The sequence below is a fragment of the Cryobacterium algoritolerans genome, from assembly GCF_004402785.1.
Taxonomy (GTDB): Bacteria; Actinomycetota; Actinomycetes; order Actinomycetales; family Microbacteriaceae; genus Cryobacterium; species Cryobacterium algoritolerans.
Genome location: NZ_SOFP01000022.1, coordinates 1 through 16,103, shown reverse-complemented (window position 1 = coordinate 16,103; position 16,103 = coordinate 1). Strand labels below are relative to the sequence as shown.

Sequence of the window (16,103 nt, the reverse complement as noted above, 5' to 3'; positions counted from 1 at the left end):
CGAGGATAATGATGGCATTCCAGTTGGATCACCTGCACACCCTGGTTGCGCTCGTTGAGGAGGGCACGTTCGAGGCGGCGGCGCAGCGGCTGCGGCTGACGGCATCCGCGGTCTCGCAACGGGTCAAGGCGATGGAGCAGGCGGCCGGCCAGGTGCTGATCCAGCGGGTGAACCCGGTTGTGCCGACCGCCGCCGGCGACATCGTGCTGCGCCATGCGCGCCAGGTGCAGCTGCTCGAGGGCGACGTAGCCACGGAGCTCGGTGCCGGCCTGCAGCCCGGCGGGCGCACCTCGCTGCCGCTGGCCGTGAACGCCGACTGCCTGGGCACCTGGTTCCTCGACGCGCTCGCCGCCGTGCCCGCCGACAGCGGCGCGGTCTTCGACATCTACCGCGAAGACCAGGAGCACACCACCTCCCTGCTCCGCTCGGGCACCGTGATGGCGGCGGTCACGTCCACGGCCGAGGCGGTGCAGGGCTGCTCCTCGGCGCGGCTGGGCTCGATGCGCTACCGGGCCGTGGCCAGCCCCCGGTTCGTCGACGCCTGGCTCGGCGGCGTCGCCGGCACCGCCGGGCTCGACACCGCCCCGATGGTCAACTTCGACCGCCGCGACGACCTGCAGCACCGGTTCCTGCGCGGCGTCGGCGGCCGGGCCACGGATGTCCCGCGCCACCACATCCCCACCACGGCCGACTTCGCCCGCGCGGTGGTGCTCGGCCTCGGCTGGGGGCTGCTGCCCGAGCAGCAATGCCTCACCGAGCTCGACGACGGCCGGCTCGTGCAGCTGGCGCCGGGGCATCCGATCGACGTCGTGCTCTACTGGCAGCGCTGGAACATGGCCTCCCGCCTGCTGGACCAGGTGACGGATGTGGTCGGCCGGGTCGCGGCGGCGAGCCTGCACCCGTAGGGATTCATCCGCCCGTGAGGTCACGCGGGCCGCGGCTCTCGAGGGCCGCGACCCGCGGGCGCAAGACCGATGCTGTCGGCACGCATTCATTTGCTCAACCAGTGCCCAGATGCAGGATGAGCGGCAGTGCCGGAGCCATCGGCGCCCGCACCCCTATGGCATCCTGCGTTTGTCCCCCGCCACTGGCCGAAGTCGACTGGAACCTTCCCGCTGCGAAGACGGGGTTGACCCCCGTCGATGACCGACAACGGGGTGGACCCCCGTCGATGACCGACAACGGGGTGGACCCCCGTCGATGACCGACAACGGGGTGGACCGATGGTCAGTGAAGACTCCGCCACCGTGGGCATCCACACTGAATTCCAGGACGGCCGTGTCCATGGCCACGGCGGGATGCGGGTAGTCGGCCGGGAGTCCCCAGGCCGTTGAGTCGCGGACAAGACACCCTCGCTTCGGGCGCGAAGGTGCATTCTCCGCGCCTCAGTGACGAAAACGGATGCGAGATGGCCCCAGCCGCAGCGTCCGGGTTCGTGGGGGAGGGGAGTCTCAGGGATCGCGCCGGGAGTCCCCAGGCCGTTGAGTCGCGGACAAGACACCCTCGCTTCGGGCGCGAAGGTGCATTCTCCGCAACTCAGTGCCCCGCACCGTGGTGCACGCCACTTCAGGGGCGGCGAGGTCCCGGCGCGACAATACCCCTCGAACACGGCGGCGCGGGAAGTGCCGTTTCGCCCGTAGTCTCGACGTGGGGGAGTTGAACCCGAACGGCATCAGCGGCTTGTCCCCGGATGCTGCCACGGCATTCAGCACTGCATGACCCTCATGGAACTCGCTGGGGGAAGCCGTATGAAACTCACGTCCGCCCAACTGGACCGCGCAGCCGGGGTGCTGCTTGGCATGGCCTGCGGCGACGCACTTGGTGCCGGTTATGAGTTTGGCCCGCCGCTCGACAGCGGCGTCGACGTCACCATGAAGGGCGGCGGCGGCTTCAACTGGGCCCCCGGAGAGTGGACCGACGACACCTCGATGGCCGTGCCGATCATCCGGGCGATCGCCGACGGCAAGGATCTCCGCGACGAGTCTGTGCTCGACGAGATCGTGGCTGCCTGGGTCGCCTGGGCGCGCACCGCGCCCGACGTGGGCAACCAGCTGCGCGCGGTGCTTTCCCGCACCGACCGGGATCTGGCTGAGGTGCGAAAGGAGCAAAACGAGCCTGCCGTCCGCGTCGAGCTTGCCGTCCCTGCCGTCCGCGTCGAGCCTGCCGTCCCTGCCGTCCCTGCCGTCCGCGCCAGACCCGAACACGGGGGCACGGCATCCGCGGTGCGCCTCGTCGCCCTGGCCCACCACGACCGGCACGGCCGCAGCGGCGGCAACGGCTCGCTCATGCGCACCGCGCCCGTGGCCCTCGCCTTTCTCGATGACCCGGCCGCGCTCGCCGAGACTGCCCGCGCGATCAGCGACCTCACCCACGTCGACACGGATGCCGGCGACGGCTGTGTGCTCTGGTGCCTGGCGATCCGGCACGCGGTGCTCGCCGGCGAACTCGACGTACGGGCCGGTCTTTCGGCCCTGCCCGCCGAACGTCACGAACTCTGGGAATCGCGCATCCTTGCCGCCGAGGCCGGCACCCCGAGGGACTTCGACCGCAACGGCTGGGTGGTCGAGGCCCTGCAGGGAGCCTGGTCGGCAATCACCGAGCCCCTCCGCACAGTCATCAGCTGCGCGCGCGCCACGCCGGCCGACCATCTGCGGGACTCCCTCGAGGGCGCCGTTCGCGGCGGCCGTGACACCGACACGGTTGCCGCGATCGCCGGCGGCCTGCTCGGGGCTCGCTACGGGGCCTCCGCGGTCCCGGCCGAGTGGCGGCGGATCGTGCACGGCTGGCCGGGCCTCCGCGCCGACGAGCTTGTGCGCCTGGGAGTGCTCGCCGCCCGCGCCACAGGCGGCCGCCCCGACCCCGGTGGTCGAGCTGATCCCGGTGGTCGAGCTGATCCCGGTGGTCGAATTGGTCGAGACCAGCCCCTCCCCGAACGCCGCGACCCGGCCGTCACCGGCGCCCCGGCCGTCACCGGCGCCCCCACCGGCACCGGCACTGGCACCGGCACCGGCACTGGCACCGTCGCCGGCGCCCCCACCGGCACCTCCGCCGACGCCCCCACCCAACCCGTCACCGCAGCCCGGAACCGGCGCGACCCTGCCCTCCCCGACCGCCGTCCTCGCCGCGACCGGGGCAACACCACCTGGCCCGCCGCCGACCGACTGCCGTACGCCACCTTCGGCGACATCTCGACCCTGGTGCGGCATCCGCACGACCCCGGCGTCTGGCTCGGCGGGGTCGCCGCCCTCGACGCGCTTCCCGCCGAGATCGACGCCGTGGTCTCGCTCTGCCGGGTGGGCCGCGGCCAGGTTCCGGAGCGCATCCGCCCGGAGAACCGGGTGGCGGTCTGGCTGGTCGACGAGGTCGATCCGCGGGCCAACCCCAACCTCAGCTTCGTGCTCGAGGACACCGTCGACACGATCGCGGCCCTGCGGGCCGAGGGGCGCACCGTGCTCGTGCACTGCGTGCGGGCGATCAGCGGCACCCCCACGGTCGGCGCCCTGTACGCGGCGAGGCACCGGGGCGTGCCGATCGCCCAGGCGCTGCGTGAGGTGACGGATGCCCTCCCACATGCCCACCCGAACGCCACGTTCGTGGATGCACTCACGTTGCCCATTGTCGCCCGGACACCCTGACGCTACACTGACCCGTAGCCGCCAGAGAGAAGACGTCGAATGCGCGTCGGTGTCTTGCGGGCACAGCCGGATCTCGCTGTGCGCAGAGCCGGGGAGGATGCCATGAATCGCGATGACTTCGTCGGCATCTGGATCCACTCCCATGAAGAAAGCCGCGACGGGGCTCAGGTCTTCCGGCCTGAGGCTTACCCTTTCCCGCCATCCCGCGGACGGACATCCTTCACCCTGCGCGCCGACGGCAGCGCCCTCACCGGCCAGCCTGGTCCGGATGATCGGGGCACGACCGCGGACGGCAGCTGGCGACTCGATGGCACCGTCCTCGCCCTGCGGAGTCCAGGAGGGACTGCGCGCTATGAGGTGCTGGCTGCAGACGCGAAACACTTGGAGCTGCGACCGGCCTGACTCCTTGAAGTGAAGGAGGCCAGAAATGGCTGTCAAAGAAAAAGATCCCGGAATCACCGAAGAAGATCTACCGACGCGACGCTCCTGTGGAACCAGCGAGGTCAATGAGCGCTTGATGCGCTCCGTGGAGGGTTACGCCGAGGCCCGCGCGGAAATCGAAAACCGAACAGCACGCGTGCTCGATGCGGGGGTTGCGCTCCGAACGGGGTGCACCCAAATTCCCGTCGTCGTGCACGTCGTTTACCGCAATGCCGCGGAAAACGTGTCGGCGGCCCAAATCGATAGTCAGATCGCCGTGCTCAACGCGGACTTCCGGGCGACGAATGCCGACAAGTCCTCCACGCCTCCGGTTTTCCAGCCGCTGATCGGCGACGCGAGAGTGACCTTCAAGCTCGCGACGACCGACCCGTCCGGCAACCCGACCGACGGCATCACCCGCACCTCCAGCACGACGACTCCCTTCAGCTCAGCGACCGACAACGTGAAGTCGGCCGCCACGGGCGGGGCTGACCCGTGGCCGTCGGACAAGTACCTCAACCTCTGGGTCTGCGGCAACCTGCGCAGCGGCACGAACCAGGCGCTGCTCGGCTACGCGCAATTCCCCGGCGGTCCGGCCGCCACCGATGGGGTGGTCATCGTGCACACGGGGTTCGGCAGCACGGGAACCGCCGCCGCGCCATATGACCTGGGGCGGTCGGCCACGCATGAGATCGGCCACTGGCTCAACCTGCGGCACATCTGGGGCGACGACGGCAACGGATGCTCCGGCAGCGACTTCGTTGCCGACACCCCCAACCAGGCAGGGCCGAACTATGGGGCGCCGGCGTTCCCGCATCCGTCGTGTTCGAATGGGCCCAACGGCGACCTGTTCATGAACTACATGGACTACACCGACGACCGCGCGATGTTCATGTTCACCCCGGGTCAGGTCAGCCGGATGCAGGCGGCTCTCGACGGCCCTCGATCGAGCATCGGGGTCAGCGGACCGTGCATCGGCAAGCCGATCAAGGAATTCGTGAAGGACCTGCCGAAGGACAACCCGAAGGACCTGATCAAGGAGAACCCGAAGGACCTGATCAAGGACAGCCCGAAGGACTTCGTGAAGGACAACCCGAAGGACCTGGTGAAGGAGAACCCGAAGGACCTGGTGAAGGAGAACCCGAAGGACTTCGCCAAGGACAAGCCCAAGGACCTGGTGAAGGACAACCCGAAGGACCTGGTGAAGGAGAACCCGAAGGACTTCGCCAAGGACCGGCCGAAGGACCTGGGCAAGGACTTCATCGACGACATTCCCAAGCAGCTCCGCGACCCGGTCAAGGAGCTCGGCGGTGAAATCGGGCCGATCGATCCGGGTCCGTTTGGCAATCCGCCGTTCACCGGTCCGTTCGGCAGCGGTGCAACGCCGTTCGTTATCGGCACCGGCCGCGACAGCGTGCCGGAGGAATCCTTGGCCGATCAGGGTGACGGCATGAGTTCGCTGATGGGTATCGTGCAGCAGCTCGGCGGTATCCTCGCCGACTACGCGGGTGCCGCCGAGTCGGGTCAACTCACCGCCGCCGATGTTGCGCGGTGGCAGCAGCTCGCCGGTGTCTATGCCCAGATCATTGCACTCCTGGGCTGAGCTCGGCCGCTCCTCGATCGCCGTCGGGTCACAGTCAGACTGTGCCCCGACGGCGGGCCGGCGGGCGCCGTGATTCTCATCGTCAGCTTTCCCGACAACGCGCACGTCAATCGGGTGCTCGAGCACATCACCCGGCCGACCACCGTGTTCGACATCGCGGACTTCCCGAGCCGCACCCAACTCAACGTGAGCTTCAGTGGCGAGTCCACTGGCGTCAACTTTCTCTCGTTCACCCCGCCGGGGTTGGTGGAGATCAACCTGGCCGAGATCGGCGCGGTCTGGTTCCGGCGCATTCGTCCGATCGGGCTCGACCCGGCGCTGACGGATGCGACGAGCCGACTCTTCGCCTGGTCGGAGAGTACCGAGGCGCTGACTGGTCTGTGGCACGCGATGGAGTGCTTTTGGATGAACCCGCCCGCGGCCGACGAGGCCGGCCAGCGCAAGATCCGCCAGCTGCAGCTCGCACGAGAGGTGGGTCTGTCCGTGCCGGAAACTCTGATCACGAACGACCCCGAACGGGCGGCGGCCTTCATCGATCAGCGCGCGGACGGCGCGGTGATCCGCAAGGCCTTCCGCAACATCGCCGAGGCGCCGCGGTCGACGGCGATGGTCACCCGTGAGGACCGGGCGCACATCGACGATGTGCGCTACGCGCCGGTCACCTTCCAGGAGTTCGTGCCCGCCGACCTCGACCTGCGGGTGATCGTCGTCGAGCAGGAGATCTTCGCGGCCGCCATCCGCTCAGAGCCGGAGTACCGCACCGATTACCGGCTGGGCATCGGCTCCGCGGAATTCAGCCCCCACCGTCTGCCGGACGACGTCGCGTCCGCATTGCTCGCCCTCCACGCGCGGCTCGGCCTCGCCTACGGTGCCTCGGATTTCCGGGTCACCCCGGACGGCGAGCACGTCTTTCTTGAGGTGAACCCCGGCGGCGAATACCTGTTCGCGAGCGATCGCACCGGGCAGCCGGTGCCGCAAGCCATCGCGGCGAGCCTCGAGCGCCACGACCGAGACCTTGCCGGCGCCGGCTGACCCGGCGCCCGCCGGTCCATTAGCCCGCCGGTCTAGTCGCTCTCGGTGGTCGAGCTCGTCGAGACTCGGTTGTCGAGTCGCTCTCGGTGGTCGAGCTCGTCGAGACTCGGTTGTCGAGTCGCGCGGGGTGTCGAGTCGCGCGGGGCGTCGAGCTTGTCGAGGCCTCTGGGGGAATCGTCACGCTGATTCGGTGCTTTGCGGATCGGATTCGTTGAGCTTGCCCGCGCGTTTTTTGGACTCTGGGGTACATCGCAGACATTGGTGAGCGCGCCGAACGGGTCGCGAACAAGTCCGTGCGGCCCGAGGAAGACAACATGCTCAAGATCTCCACGGACGGCCGGAAAGCCACCCTCGACGTGCGCATGGACCTGTGTGCGCGCACCCACTGGCTCGCGCTCCTGCCGTGGCCCCAGGCCCTGCGGGGAGAGGTCGAACTCGGCCGGTCCAACCCGGCCGGTCCAACCCGGCCGGGGCCTCCGAATTCTTTGATCAAGCCTTCGCGCGGGCCTGTCTGCTTGGCGACCCGTGCTGGGAGGGAATGGCGGCTCGGGGGCTCGCCCTGGCCGCCGAGGCTGCCGGGGAGTCGGAGCGAGCATTTGAGATTCTCGGGGATGCTCGCATCCGCTGCAATCGCCTCGCCGATCCGAATGTCTGGCTGGAGGCATACATTCTCGACGCCCAATGCGAGCTGGGCCGACGCCACGGCCACCCCGATACCGTGTTCTGGGTGGAGCTGATGGGTTCCCTGACCTCCCGAACGGGCATGAAGGAACTCATGGTTCGTTCCTTGCTTCATGCCGAGGCGTTGGGCGACGACAGCGCCGGCCAGACCGCGCGGCTGCTCGGTGCTGAGATCGGCAACCCGGCGCTGGCGGACCTGCTCGCCCGGTGAGGCCGGCGAGGTCGCGCCCTGACCCACCGTTGGGCGCCTCTCCGACCGCGCAGTGCGGTGGTCGGGCGCAGTGCGATGGTTGGGCGCAGTGCGGTGGTTGGGCCTGTCGAGCTGTGGGGGCGCCTCGCGCCCGGGCGGTAGGCGAAAGCATCCACTTTCGCAGGAGACCCGTCGTTGCGCACCGTGTTCCCCGTTCGCGGGGGTGAGCGCAGGCCGTGCGCCGAAGTCCCATCACAGTTCGGCCTTGCGGAGCACCTGATCTCGGGCCTGAATGACGTCATGACATCGACTTCCCGAATGGTCGGTTACTCAGACGTGGAAAATGCGTGGGTCGTCTTCAGCGTTCCGGAATGTGCACCCGTGAGCGGGCACGCTACGCGCGAAGAGGCCGTCGACGCTGCCTTCGCCGCCGTGACCCGCGACGGAGGTTGGCTGACGGTGCACTACAGCGACGGGGCCGTTGAATCCCATCAGCAGTTCGCGGCGGCGGCAACGTCCCACGAATCGAGCTCGCCCGGACCGGATCGGCCTCGGACTCTCGAGTCCAATGTGCCGTCGCTCGTCGATGAGCGTCAGGCCCTGGCGGAGACCGGCGATTCCCGGCTCGGGCAGGAGCTCGACCTGCTCGACCTGCTCGGCGTGGTCGGGCTTGTCGGCATCCCGCTCGTCTCGGGCGTGTATTCGCCGGAGATCCTCGCCGCGGCGCGGGGAGAAACCTGGGTGCTCTACTCGGTGAGCCTGACCTGGGCGTTGGGATTCGCCTTGGTGGCGGTCGCCGCATCATTTGGCCTGCGGCAGGCCCGATTGGGCGAACTCGTCTCGGCGGTCCTCTGCTTCGCTCTCTCGGGATACCTTGCCGGCGAAATAGGCGTGGGCGGGCTCGGCGCCGCCCTCGAGCAGGGAGGGTCGCTTTTCGAGTCCCTGGGGAGCATGTTGACGTCCGCGCTCCATGCCTACGGCCCGGGAGGCGCGGTGGCCACGGCGGCCATCGGGGTGTTCTTCGGCTGGAGGCTCGCCCGACACCTGCCCGGCAGCATGGCGAATTGGCGGGGCGCCTGAGCCCGGTTCGCCCGCCAGGCCGGGTGCGGTAACGGTCGCCGCACGCTGGCTCTGCCGAGGACCATTCTGGCCGGCTCGTGGCGACTCGGCGATGGTCTCCCGGGTGGCCTACGCGGCGTCGTTGGGCACGCGCACGGTGAGGCTGCCCGGGTCGATCCAGGTCCTGAGGGCGGCGGCCTTGCCGAACTCGTCGCCGTCTAGTTCGATCTGCTCCGGGCGGTGCAGGCGCAGGACGAACTCGGTGCCGGTCGCGTAGTTGAGGGCGTCGACATCCTTCGTTTGGAAACGGCGCCCAAGCCGTGTTCGGGCGAGCACCCCGTTCTCCCAGATCACCTTGGACAGGATCTGCAGCCAGCCGAGAACGCCCTCCGGCTTGAGCACGACGATGTCGAAGACCCCGTCGTCGATCGCGGCATCCGGCAGCAGCACGATGTTGGCGGGCAGCGAACCGCAGTTGCCGACCATGATCGTGTGCGCGCGCATGGATTGAGTCGGCTGCTTGTTGAGGCTGTACCGGAAATGCAGGTCGTTCTTGTCCTGGCCGACGGCGACCAGGGCCTTCACGTAGGCCAGCCAGCCGACCTTCGCCTTGAGCACGTCGTCGGTGTTGGCGAGCATCTTGGCGTCGAGGCCGAGTCCGGCCATCACGATGTAGGCGTGCCGGTCGACCGTGCGGTCCTCGCGTTCGATGTCGATCATGGTCACGTCGATCGTCCGGTCGAACCCGGTGAACGCCGCGTGAATCGATTGTTCGGGATCGTCGAGCACCAGCTTCAGGTTGCGGGCGAGCAGGTTGCCGGTACCCGACGGCAGCAGGGCGAGCGCGCAGTCGGTGCCGTGCACGATCTCGGCGACCGCGCGCACCGTGCCGTCGCCGCCGGCCACGATGATCACGGATGCCCCGGCCTCCAGCGCCTGCTTCGCCGGACCCTGGCCGGGGTCATCCGCCGAGGTCTCGAACCAGAGGGTCTCCGGCCAGCCCGCGGCGGACTCCTCGGCCGCGACGGCGCTTTTGAGCGTGGCCAGGTCTACCTTGATCGGGTTGTAGACGACCGCGGCAAGGCCCGGGCCGGTGGTCTCGGGGGTGCGGATGGCCTGGTCGGCCTGGGGTAGGTCGGTGCTCGTCACTGGTGTCCTCCGGGTTCATCTGCGGGAATCCTATCGTCGCGCAGCCTCGGCGGCCACGGCAACGGGACATCCGTCACTGGTGAGACGGGCCTGCGCCGGATTCGTCACGCCGGCAGCGCTGATCGGCTGACAGGCTCAATCGCCGGTGGTGGTCGAGGTGGTCGGTGGTCGAGCCTGTCCCGGTGGTCGAGGTGGTCGGTGGTCGAGCCCGTCCCGGCGGTTGAGCCCGTCGGGCTGTGGGGGCGCTTCGCGCCCGGGTGGTTGGCGAAAGCATCGGCTTTCTCAGGAGACCCGGGTCAGTCCTCAACGACCGGGACGATTGCTTGGAGCGCTCCCCATGGGTGCCGCTCGCGGGTATACGTTCGAAGCATGGCGGAGTCGCTTCCGATTGACCGGGTGAGTGCCGACGACCTGATGTCGTTGGCCACCGAACGCGGATCCACGCCGACGCAGGTGGGGGCCGTGCTGTTCCTGGACACGAGCTGCCGGCCCGAGTCGACATCGGGGTTCGACACGGCAGCACGGCCCGACAGCGCTGCGGGTCTCGATGGCGAGCGGGTGATGGCGGTGCTCGCCCGGCGCCTCCCCGGGGTGCCGCGGTTGAGGCAGCTGCTCGTGGGCGTGCCGTTCGGTTGCGGGCGGCCGATCTGGGTCGACGATCCGGGGTTTGATGTGTCCCGGCACGTTTCCGTTGTCGCCTGCCCGGCGCCCGGGGGAGAACAGGCGGTGCTCGACCTTGCCGCGACGATGCTCGTCACGCCGTTGCCGCGGGCCCGCGCCCTCTGGGCGGCCACGCTGGTGACCGAGGTCTCGGAGCATCAGGCGGCGCTGATCATCGTGTTCCACCACGTGCTCGCCGACGGCGTGGCCGGCCTGGCCGTGCTGGCTGGGCTCGTTGACGGTGCGGGCGTCGGCGGTGAGCCCGGGGCCGGGGCCGGGCCTGGGGTCGGGGTCGGGGCCGGGGCATCCGGATTTCCGCGGCCGCAGGCATCCGTCCGCCGGCTGGCCGTCGATGCCTGGACCCGGCGACTGGGCTCGCCGCGACGGATGCCGGCGCTGCTGCGTCGACTCGGCGACGCGGCCGTGGAGTTGCGTTCGGTGCGCTGGACGCGCCTACGGCCGACCTCGCTCAACGTGCCGACGGGCCCGCGTCGGCGCTTCGCCACCGTCACGGTGCCGCTGGCCGGGATTCGCATCGCCGGACGTGCCCAGAACGCCACAATCAACGACGTGGTGCTCACCGCGGTCGGCGGCGCGCTGCACCGCCTGCTCACCGTGCGCGGAGAGAGTGAGGACCGCTTCATCATTTCGGTGCCGTTCGCCGAGCGGCGCGGCGCCACGGCCGGGGAACTCGGCAATCACAGCGGGGTGATCCCGATCCGGGTGCCCGGAGCCGGCGACCCGGCGCGCCGGCTGCGATTCGTCGCCGAGGGCACGCGGGTTGCCAAGCGGTCGGCGCCGGGCGCGACTACGGCGCTGCTCGGCCCGTTCTTCCGGCTGCTCGCGCGGATCGGCCTGTTCCAATGGTTCGTCGACCGGCAACGGCTGATCCACACCTTCGTGAGCAATCTGCGCGGGCCGGAGCAACGACTTTCGATCTTCGGCTGCCCGGTCCCCGCGATTGTGCCGCTGAGCGCCACGACCGGCAACGTCACGGTCTCCTTTGCGGTGCTCTCCTACGCGGACAGGCTCACGGTCATGCTCAGTGCCGACCCGGATGCGTGCCCCGACCTGGCCGCGCTGCGGGGGTTGCTCGCCGAGGAGCTGGCCGCGCTCGCCGGGTGATCGTCTCACGCGGGTGGGCGGGCGGGCGGGCCGACCGCTGCCGAGGCCGCACTTCGGCTATCCCCGTTCCGGCCGAGAGTGACCATTGCGCCGGTCGCTCTCGGCCGGAACAGGTCCCCTCCCGAGGTATTGGGGGACTTTGGGGGACCTCCCGGGGTATAGGGGACTTTGGGGGACCTCCCGGGGTATAGGGGACTTTGGGGGACCTCCCGGGGTTTCCGTCGGCATCCGTCGCTGTCGGCGTCGTACGCTGGAGGGAGCATACGACGCCACGAAGCCGAGGGGTACCGATGACCGAGCTCACTGCCGATCTTTACGATGAGCATGGGGAGGACCTCCAGTCCGTCGCCACTCAGTTTCAGTCGCTGGGCGGACGCGCGCGCTTCAGCGGCCCGATCCGCACCGTGTCGTGCTTCGAGGACAACGCACTCGTGAAGTCGATCCTCGCCACGCCGGGCAACGGCGCCGTGCTTGTGGTCGACGGCGCCGGCTCGCTGCGTAGCGCCCTGATGGGCGACATGATCGCCGAAAGCGCCGTCGCCCACGGCTGGGCAGGCGTGATCATCAACGGCGCCATCCGCGACCGCGTTGCGATCGGCGCCCTGGACCTTGGCGTGAAGGCGCTCGGCAGCAACCCGCGCAAGAGTGCCAAACGGGGCTTCGGCACGGCGGATGCCGTGGTCGAGATCGACGGAGTCAGCTTCATCCCCGGACGCACGGTCTACTGCGACGAGGACGGCATCCTGGTCGAACGCTAGGCGCAACCGCTCTCCCCGCGGGGTGAGTTTCGGACAAGACACCCTCGTCGCCGCTGCGAAGGCGCCTTCTCCGCAACTCAGCGTGGGACGTGTCGCCGCGCGGCACTCACCCCGACGCGGGCCATCGCTCATCGGTTGCGCGCTCGTGGGGTGAGTTTCGGAGACGACACCTTCGCTGCCGTTCCAAAGGTGTCTTTTCCGCAACCCGACCGAGAGGGTGGCATCCTGGTCGAACGCTAGGCGCAACCGCTCTCCCCGTGGGGTGAGTTTCGGACAAGACACCCTCGTCGCCGCCGCGACGGCGCCTTCTCCGCAACTCAGGGAGGGGGCGTGGTGTGCCCGGAGGCATCCAGCCCAGGCGTCACGTGACCCATCAGAAGCCGACAATGCCACACTGTACCGTCCGCCTGTGGACAGATGCTGCGGCGCGGGCGCGCATGCGGCATTCTCGAGCGCATGGCAGTCCGCATCCCGCTCCCCGACGAGTTCGGCGGGCGCGCGTTCCTGGTCAACGAAGCGCGGGCCGAGGGCATCGGTCGATCGCGCCTCGCCGGCAGCGATCTGCAGCGACCATTCTGGGGCATCCGTGCACCAACGGCAGGCTGCGACGACGTCGAAGCGCTCTGCCGTGCGCTCGCCCTGCGGATGCCTCCGAACGCCTTCTATACGCATGTCACCGCCGCGCAACTCATGCGGTTCCCGCTGCCGCGGCGCCTCGAGACGACACGGCCGCTGCATGTCGGTGTCGCGGAACCGGCTCGCGCCATGGATGCCAGGGACATCGTGGGGCACAGTCTGCGCGTCATGACAGCGGAGCTCGCAGCGTGGGGCGGGCTCAGCCACACGGGGCCGGTGCGCACCTGGCTCGACCTGGCGTCCGGGCTCAGCCTCGTCGAACTGGTGGCTGTCGGTGACCACATCGTGCACCGTGAGCATCCGCTCGCGACCCTCCTGGAACTGACGGAGGCGCTGGGCCGCTACCCGAGTCGTCGCGGCCTGGTGCGCGCGCGGGCGGCGCTGCCGCTGCTGCGGACCGGGGCGGAGTCGCCTCGGGAGTCTGCGCTGCGGGTGATCATCGTACTGGCGGGCCTGCCGGAACCGGAGTGCAACGTCAACATCTTCGATTCGAACGGCCGTTTCCTCGCCCGGGGTGACCTGGTCTACCCCGAGTTCAAGCTCGTGCTCGAGTACCAGGGGGACCACCACCGCACCGATCGGGCCCAGTGGCGCCGGGACATCCGTCGCGTGCAGAATGTGGAGGATATCGGCTGGCAGATGCTGCAGTTCACCGACGACGACCTCCGCAACCCGGCCGAGCTCGTCGGGCGCATCGAGCGCCGCCTCCGCGCACGCGGTTGGGTTGGCAAGTGCCGCCCCCGGCGCTGAGGCGTGCCGCTGGTGGCCGGTCGCCGCGCTCCCGTGCCTCAGTCGCGCCGCGCTCCCGGTCGCTGCGCTCTGGTGGGCTGAGTTGCAAAGAATGCACGTTGGTGGGCTGAGTTGCAAAGAATGCACGTTGGTGGGCGCGACGAAGGTGCTTTGTCCGCTTCTCAGGNCACGTTGGTGGGCGCGACGAAGGTGCTTTGTCCGCTTCTCAGGCGCTGGCCCCGCCTGCGCGAGTGCCAGCACCGCCCTAGTGCCGGCCCCGGCCCCGGCCCCGGCCCCCGGCGGGAGGCGTGACGTGGCGAGCGCCGGCATCCGGCCGGCGGCCAGCCGGCGCTGGATGCCCCGCGGAAGAGCTTGAACTCCTCTGAGTTGCAAAGAATGCACGTTGGTGGGCGCGACGAAGGTGCTTTGTCCGCTTCTCAGGCGCTGGCCCCGCCTGCGCGAGTGCCAGCACCGCCTTAGTGCCGGCCCCGGCTCCGGCTCCGGGCAGGGCTAGGCGAAGAACCCGATCAGCGCCGGTGCGAGCGCGGCCGGGTCGACGTTGTGGTCCTGCTCATCCAGGGTGAGCCGCCGGGCGCCGGGGATCGCCCGCGCAGCGACGGATACTGCGGTGCCCGCCCACGACGGGCTCTCGGCGCCGTCGATGAGCAGCGTCGGGGCGGCGACCTTCCCGAGCCGGACTGCGTGGAACAGCCCGTCCCCGACCAGCGCGAGGTCGTAGGGGAGCGTGTGCGCCACACCGAGCATGCCCGGCCACCATTGCTGCCGGGTCATGGCGGCGACGCCTTCAGGTTCGGCGCCGATGCCCAGCAGGAACAGGGTGGCGGCCTTCTCGCGGTCGTCGGCATCCGCCGCGGCCCGCACCTCGTCGGCCCAGGCGAGGGAAGTCCGCCCGTTCTCCTCGGCGGTGAACGGCGGCTCGTATGCGACCACCTTCGCGATGGGCAGCCCGGCGGCGGTCGCTTCGAGAGCGAGCACGGCGCCGGAGGAGTGCCCGTAGACCATCGCGGACCCGCCGGCCGCATCGATGAGCGCCGCGAGATCCTCGATCTCGCGGGCGATGGCATACGGTTGCGTGTTGGTGCTGTCTCCCCGGCCCCGCCGGTCGTAGACGTAGACAGTGAAATGCGCGGCGAGCAGCGGGACGAGCGTGCCGGGCGACATCCGCGTGTTGAAGGCACCGCCAACGACGATCACGGCCGGCCCGGTTCCCGTCTTCTCGTACGCGATCGTGGTGCCGTCAGCGGAGTGCACGGTCTGGAACATAGGGGACTCCGTCGTCGGTGGCGCGTTGCGTTGTTCCGATTGTGGCCCATTTGCCCAGCATTCGCCCGGCAGCCTCGCGGAGCGGGTGACCTCGTCGAGCCGGGGCAGCCTCGCGGAGCGGGTGACCTCGTCGAGCCGGGGCGCCCGAGTGGCGCGGGAGACCCAAGCCTCAGGGTGGCGGCAGCCGAGCCAGCGGGGGTATTCTCGGCAACATGCTCGGCCGCAGCGGGGCCGCGGCATCCGGAACAGCCACACCAGTGAACGGTCGATTCGATGCCTGACAACACACACGTTTTCGGCACCATGCCAGGGCGGATGCCCTTCCTCCGTTTCGGATCGGGGCCGCCGCTGGTCGTGCTGCCGGGGATCAGCGCCAACCACGCATCTCCCGTTGGAGCCGAGCGGCGGGCACTGGCGCAACCGCTGATGCCGTTCGCCCAGGCCCGCCGCGTCTGGTGGGTCAACCGTCGCCCCGGCCTTGCCCTCGATGCCACTATGGCGGGGCTGGCCCGTGACTACGCCGAAGCCCTGCGAGGCCGGTTCGACGGCCCCGTCGATGTGCTGGCCTTCTCGACCGGCGGCAGCGTCGCGCTCCAGCTCGCCGCCGACCATCCGGATGTCGTGAGTCGACTCGTGATCGTCTCCGCCGCCCACCGGTTGGGCGCGCAGGGCGCGCCGGTGCAGTTGCGGGTGGCGGAGGAACTGCGGGCGGAGCGCCCCCGCCGGGCGGCCGCCGGGATGTTCGGGCTGCTGGGCGCGACGGCGAGCAGCCGGAGGTTTCTCGCGGCGCTCGGCTGGTTGATCGGGCCTGCCTTCTTCCGCACGAGCACGTCCGACCTGCTCGCGACCATCCACGCCGAGGACGGCTTCGACCTGCGCGCACGCCTGCACGAGATCACCGCGCCGACCCTCGTGATCGGCGGTGACCGGGACGCGTACTACAGCCCAGAGCTCTTCTCGGAGACCGCGGCGCTTATTCCGCGGGGGCGGCTCATCCTCTACCCGGGCAGGGGTCACCTCGGCGCGCAGAAGGTGCCTGGCTTCGTGGAGGAGGTGCTCGGCTTCCTCGATGACCGGCCGAGCAAGGGCGCGCCGCCCGTCGCGGGCCGCACGCGCCGCCGGGCGTGACCGGGGCCGCACGC

General features: G+C 69.8%; 13 protein-coding genes. 11 read left to right on the top strand and 2 right to left on the bottom strand.

Annotated features, from left to right (window positions below):
- Positions 1-8 precede the first annotated feature (8 nt).
- The 7 genes from E3O19_RS04630 (at position 9) to E3O19_RS04590 (ending at position 8,641) form a co-directional block, all read left to right on the top strand.
- Entirely contained in the window at positions 9-905 is an 897-nt protein-coding gene (locus E3O19_RS04630) for a LysR family transcriptional regulator ArgP (protein WP_198413851.1), read from the top strand.
- Positions 906-1,748: 843 nt separating this feature from the next.
- Positions 1,749-3,635, top strand: a complete 1,887-nt coding sequence (locus E3O19_RS18220) for an ADP-ribosylglycohydrolase family protein (RefSeq protein WP_241981190.1) — start codon at positions 1,749-1,751, stop codon at positions 3,633-3,635.
- Positions 3,636-3,737: 102 nt separating this feature from the next.
- Complete coding sequence (locus E3O19_RS04610) at positions 3,738-4,037, top strand: hypothetical protein (RefSeq protein WP_134565662.1); 300 nt, start codon at positions 3,738-3,740, stop codon at positions 4,035-4,037.
- A gap of 25 nt (positions 4,038-4,062) precedes the next feature.
- Positions 4,063-5,658 carry a zinc metalloprotease gene (locus E3O19_RS18000; RefSeq protein WP_194087911.1) on the top strand — a complete coding sequence of 532 codons (1,596 nt, stop codon included), beginning with the start codon at positions 4,063-4,065 and terminating at the stop codon, positions 5,656-5,658.
- 69 nt (positions 5,659-5,727) lie between these two features.
- On the top strand, positions 5,728-6,690 hold the full coding sequence (locus E3O19_RS04600) for an MvdC/MvdD family ATP grasp protein (RefSeq protein ID WP_134565660.1): 963 nt from the start codon (positions 5,728-5,730) through the stop codon (positions 6,688-6,690).
- A gap of 538 nt (positions 6,691-7,228) precedes the next feature.
- Entirely contained in the window at positions 7,229-7,582 is a 354-nt protein-coding gene (locus tag E3O19_RS04595; protein WP_134565658.1) for a hypothetical protein, read from the top strand.
- A gap of 360 nt (positions 7,583-7,942) precedes the next feature.
- Positions 7,943-8,641, top strand: coding sequence for a hypothetical protein (locus E3O19_RS04590; protein WP_134565657.1), 699 nt, complete (start codon positions 7,943-7,945; stop codon positions 8,639-8,641).
- Between the two features lie 108 nt (positions 8,642-8,749).
- Here the strand turns inward: E3O19_RS04590 and E3O19_RS04585 are convergent, their stop codons facing one another.
- A complete protein-coding gene (locus E3O19_RS04585; protein ID WP_241981189.1) occupies positions 8,750-9,769 on the bottom strand; it encodes a diacylglycerol/lipid kinase family protein in 1,020 nt (339 codons plus the stop codon).
- Between the two features lie 369 nt (positions 9,770-10,138).
- On the opposite strand from E3O19_RS04585, the gene E3O19_RS04580 reads away from it, so the two are divergent.
- The 3 genes from E3O19_RS04580 to E3O19_RS04570 all read left to right on the top strand — a co-directional run bounded on the left by E3O19_RS04580 (position 10,139) and on the right by E3O19_RS04570 (position 13,698).
- The gene (locus E3O19_RS04580) at positions 10,139-11,554 is read left to right on the top strand and encodes a wax ester/triacylglycerol synthase domain-containing protein (protein ID WP_134565655.1); all 1,416 of its coding nucleotides are present in this window, start codon (positions 10,139-10,141) and stop codon (positions 11,552-11,554) included.
- Positions 11,555-11,844: 290 nt separating this feature from the next.
- On the top strand, positions 11,845-12,312 hold the full coding sequence (gene rraA / locus E3O19_RS04575; RefSeq protein ID WP_134565653.1) for a ribonuclease E activity regulator RraA: 468 nt from the start codon (positions 11,845-11,847) through the stop codon (positions 12,310-12,312).
- Positions 12,313-12,768: 456 nt separating this feature from the next.
- Positions 12,769-13,698 carry a DUF559 domain-containing protein gene (locus E3O19_RS04570; RefSeq protein WP_166804456.1) on the top strand — a complete coding sequence of 310 codons (930 nt, stop codon included), beginning with the start codon at positions 12,769-12,771 and terminating at the stop codon, positions 13,696-13,698.
- Positions 13,699-14,187: 489 nt separating this feature from the next.
- On the opposite strand, the gene E3O19_RS04565 is transcribed toward E3O19_RS04570, so the two are convergent.
- Positions 14,188-14,961 (bottom strand): alpha/beta fold hydrolase, encoded by a 774-nt coding sequence (locus E3O19_RS04565; RefSeq protein WP_134565649.1) that lies wholly within the window; start codon positions 14,959-14,961, stop codon positions 14,188-14,190.
- Between the two features lie 273 nt (positions 14,962-15,234).
- Between E3O19_RS04565 and E3O19_RS04560 the strand changes: the two genes are divergently transcribed.
- On the top strand, positions 15,235-16,089 hold the full coding sequence (locus E3O19_RS04560; RefSeq protein WP_134565647.1) for an alpha/beta fold hydrolase: 855 nt from the start codon (positions 15,235-15,237) through the stop codon (positions 16,087-16,089).
- Positions 16,090-16,103 lie beyond the last annotated feature (14 nt).

Coding starts and splice junctions, on each gene's coding strand:
- E3O19_RS04630 (WP_198413851.1), top strand. CDS start 9: ATGATGGCATTCCAGTTGGATCACCTGCACACCCTGGTTGCGCTCGTT.
- E3O19_RS18220 (WP_241981190.1), top strand. CDS start 1,749: ATGAAACTCACGTCCGCCCAACTGGACCGCGCAGCCGGGGTGCTGCTT.
- E3O19_RS04610 (WP_134565662.1), top strand. CDS start 3,738: ATGAATCGCGATGACTTCGTCGGCATCTGGATCCACTCCCATGAAGAA.
- E3O19_RS18000 (WP_194087911.1), top strand. CDS start 4,063: ATGGCTGTCAAAGAAAAAGATCCCGGAATCACCGAAGAAGATCTACCG.
- E3O19_RS04595 (WP_134565658.1), top strand. CDS start 7,229: ATGGCGGCTCGGGGGCTCGCCCTGGCCGCCGAGGCTGCCGGGGAGTCG.
- E3O19_RS04580 (WP_134565655.1), top strand. CDS start 10,139: ATGGCGGAGTCGCTTCCGATTGACCGGGTGAGTGCCGACGACCTGATG.
- rraA (WP_134565653.1), top strand. CDS start 11,845: ATGACCGAGCTCACTGCCGATCTTTACGATGAGCATGGGGAGGACCTC.
- E3O19_RS04570 (WP_166804456.1), top strand. CDS start 12,769: ATGGCAGTCCGCATCCCGCTCCCCGACGAGTTCGGCGGGCGCGCGTTC.
- E3O19_RS04565 (WP_134565649.1), bottom strand. CDS start 14,961: ATGTTCCAGACCGTGCACTCCGCTGACGGCACCACGATCGCGTACGAG.
- E3O19_RS04560 (WP_134565647.1), top strand. CDS start 15,235: ATGCCTGACAACACACACGTTTTCGGCACCATGCCAGGGCGGATGCCC.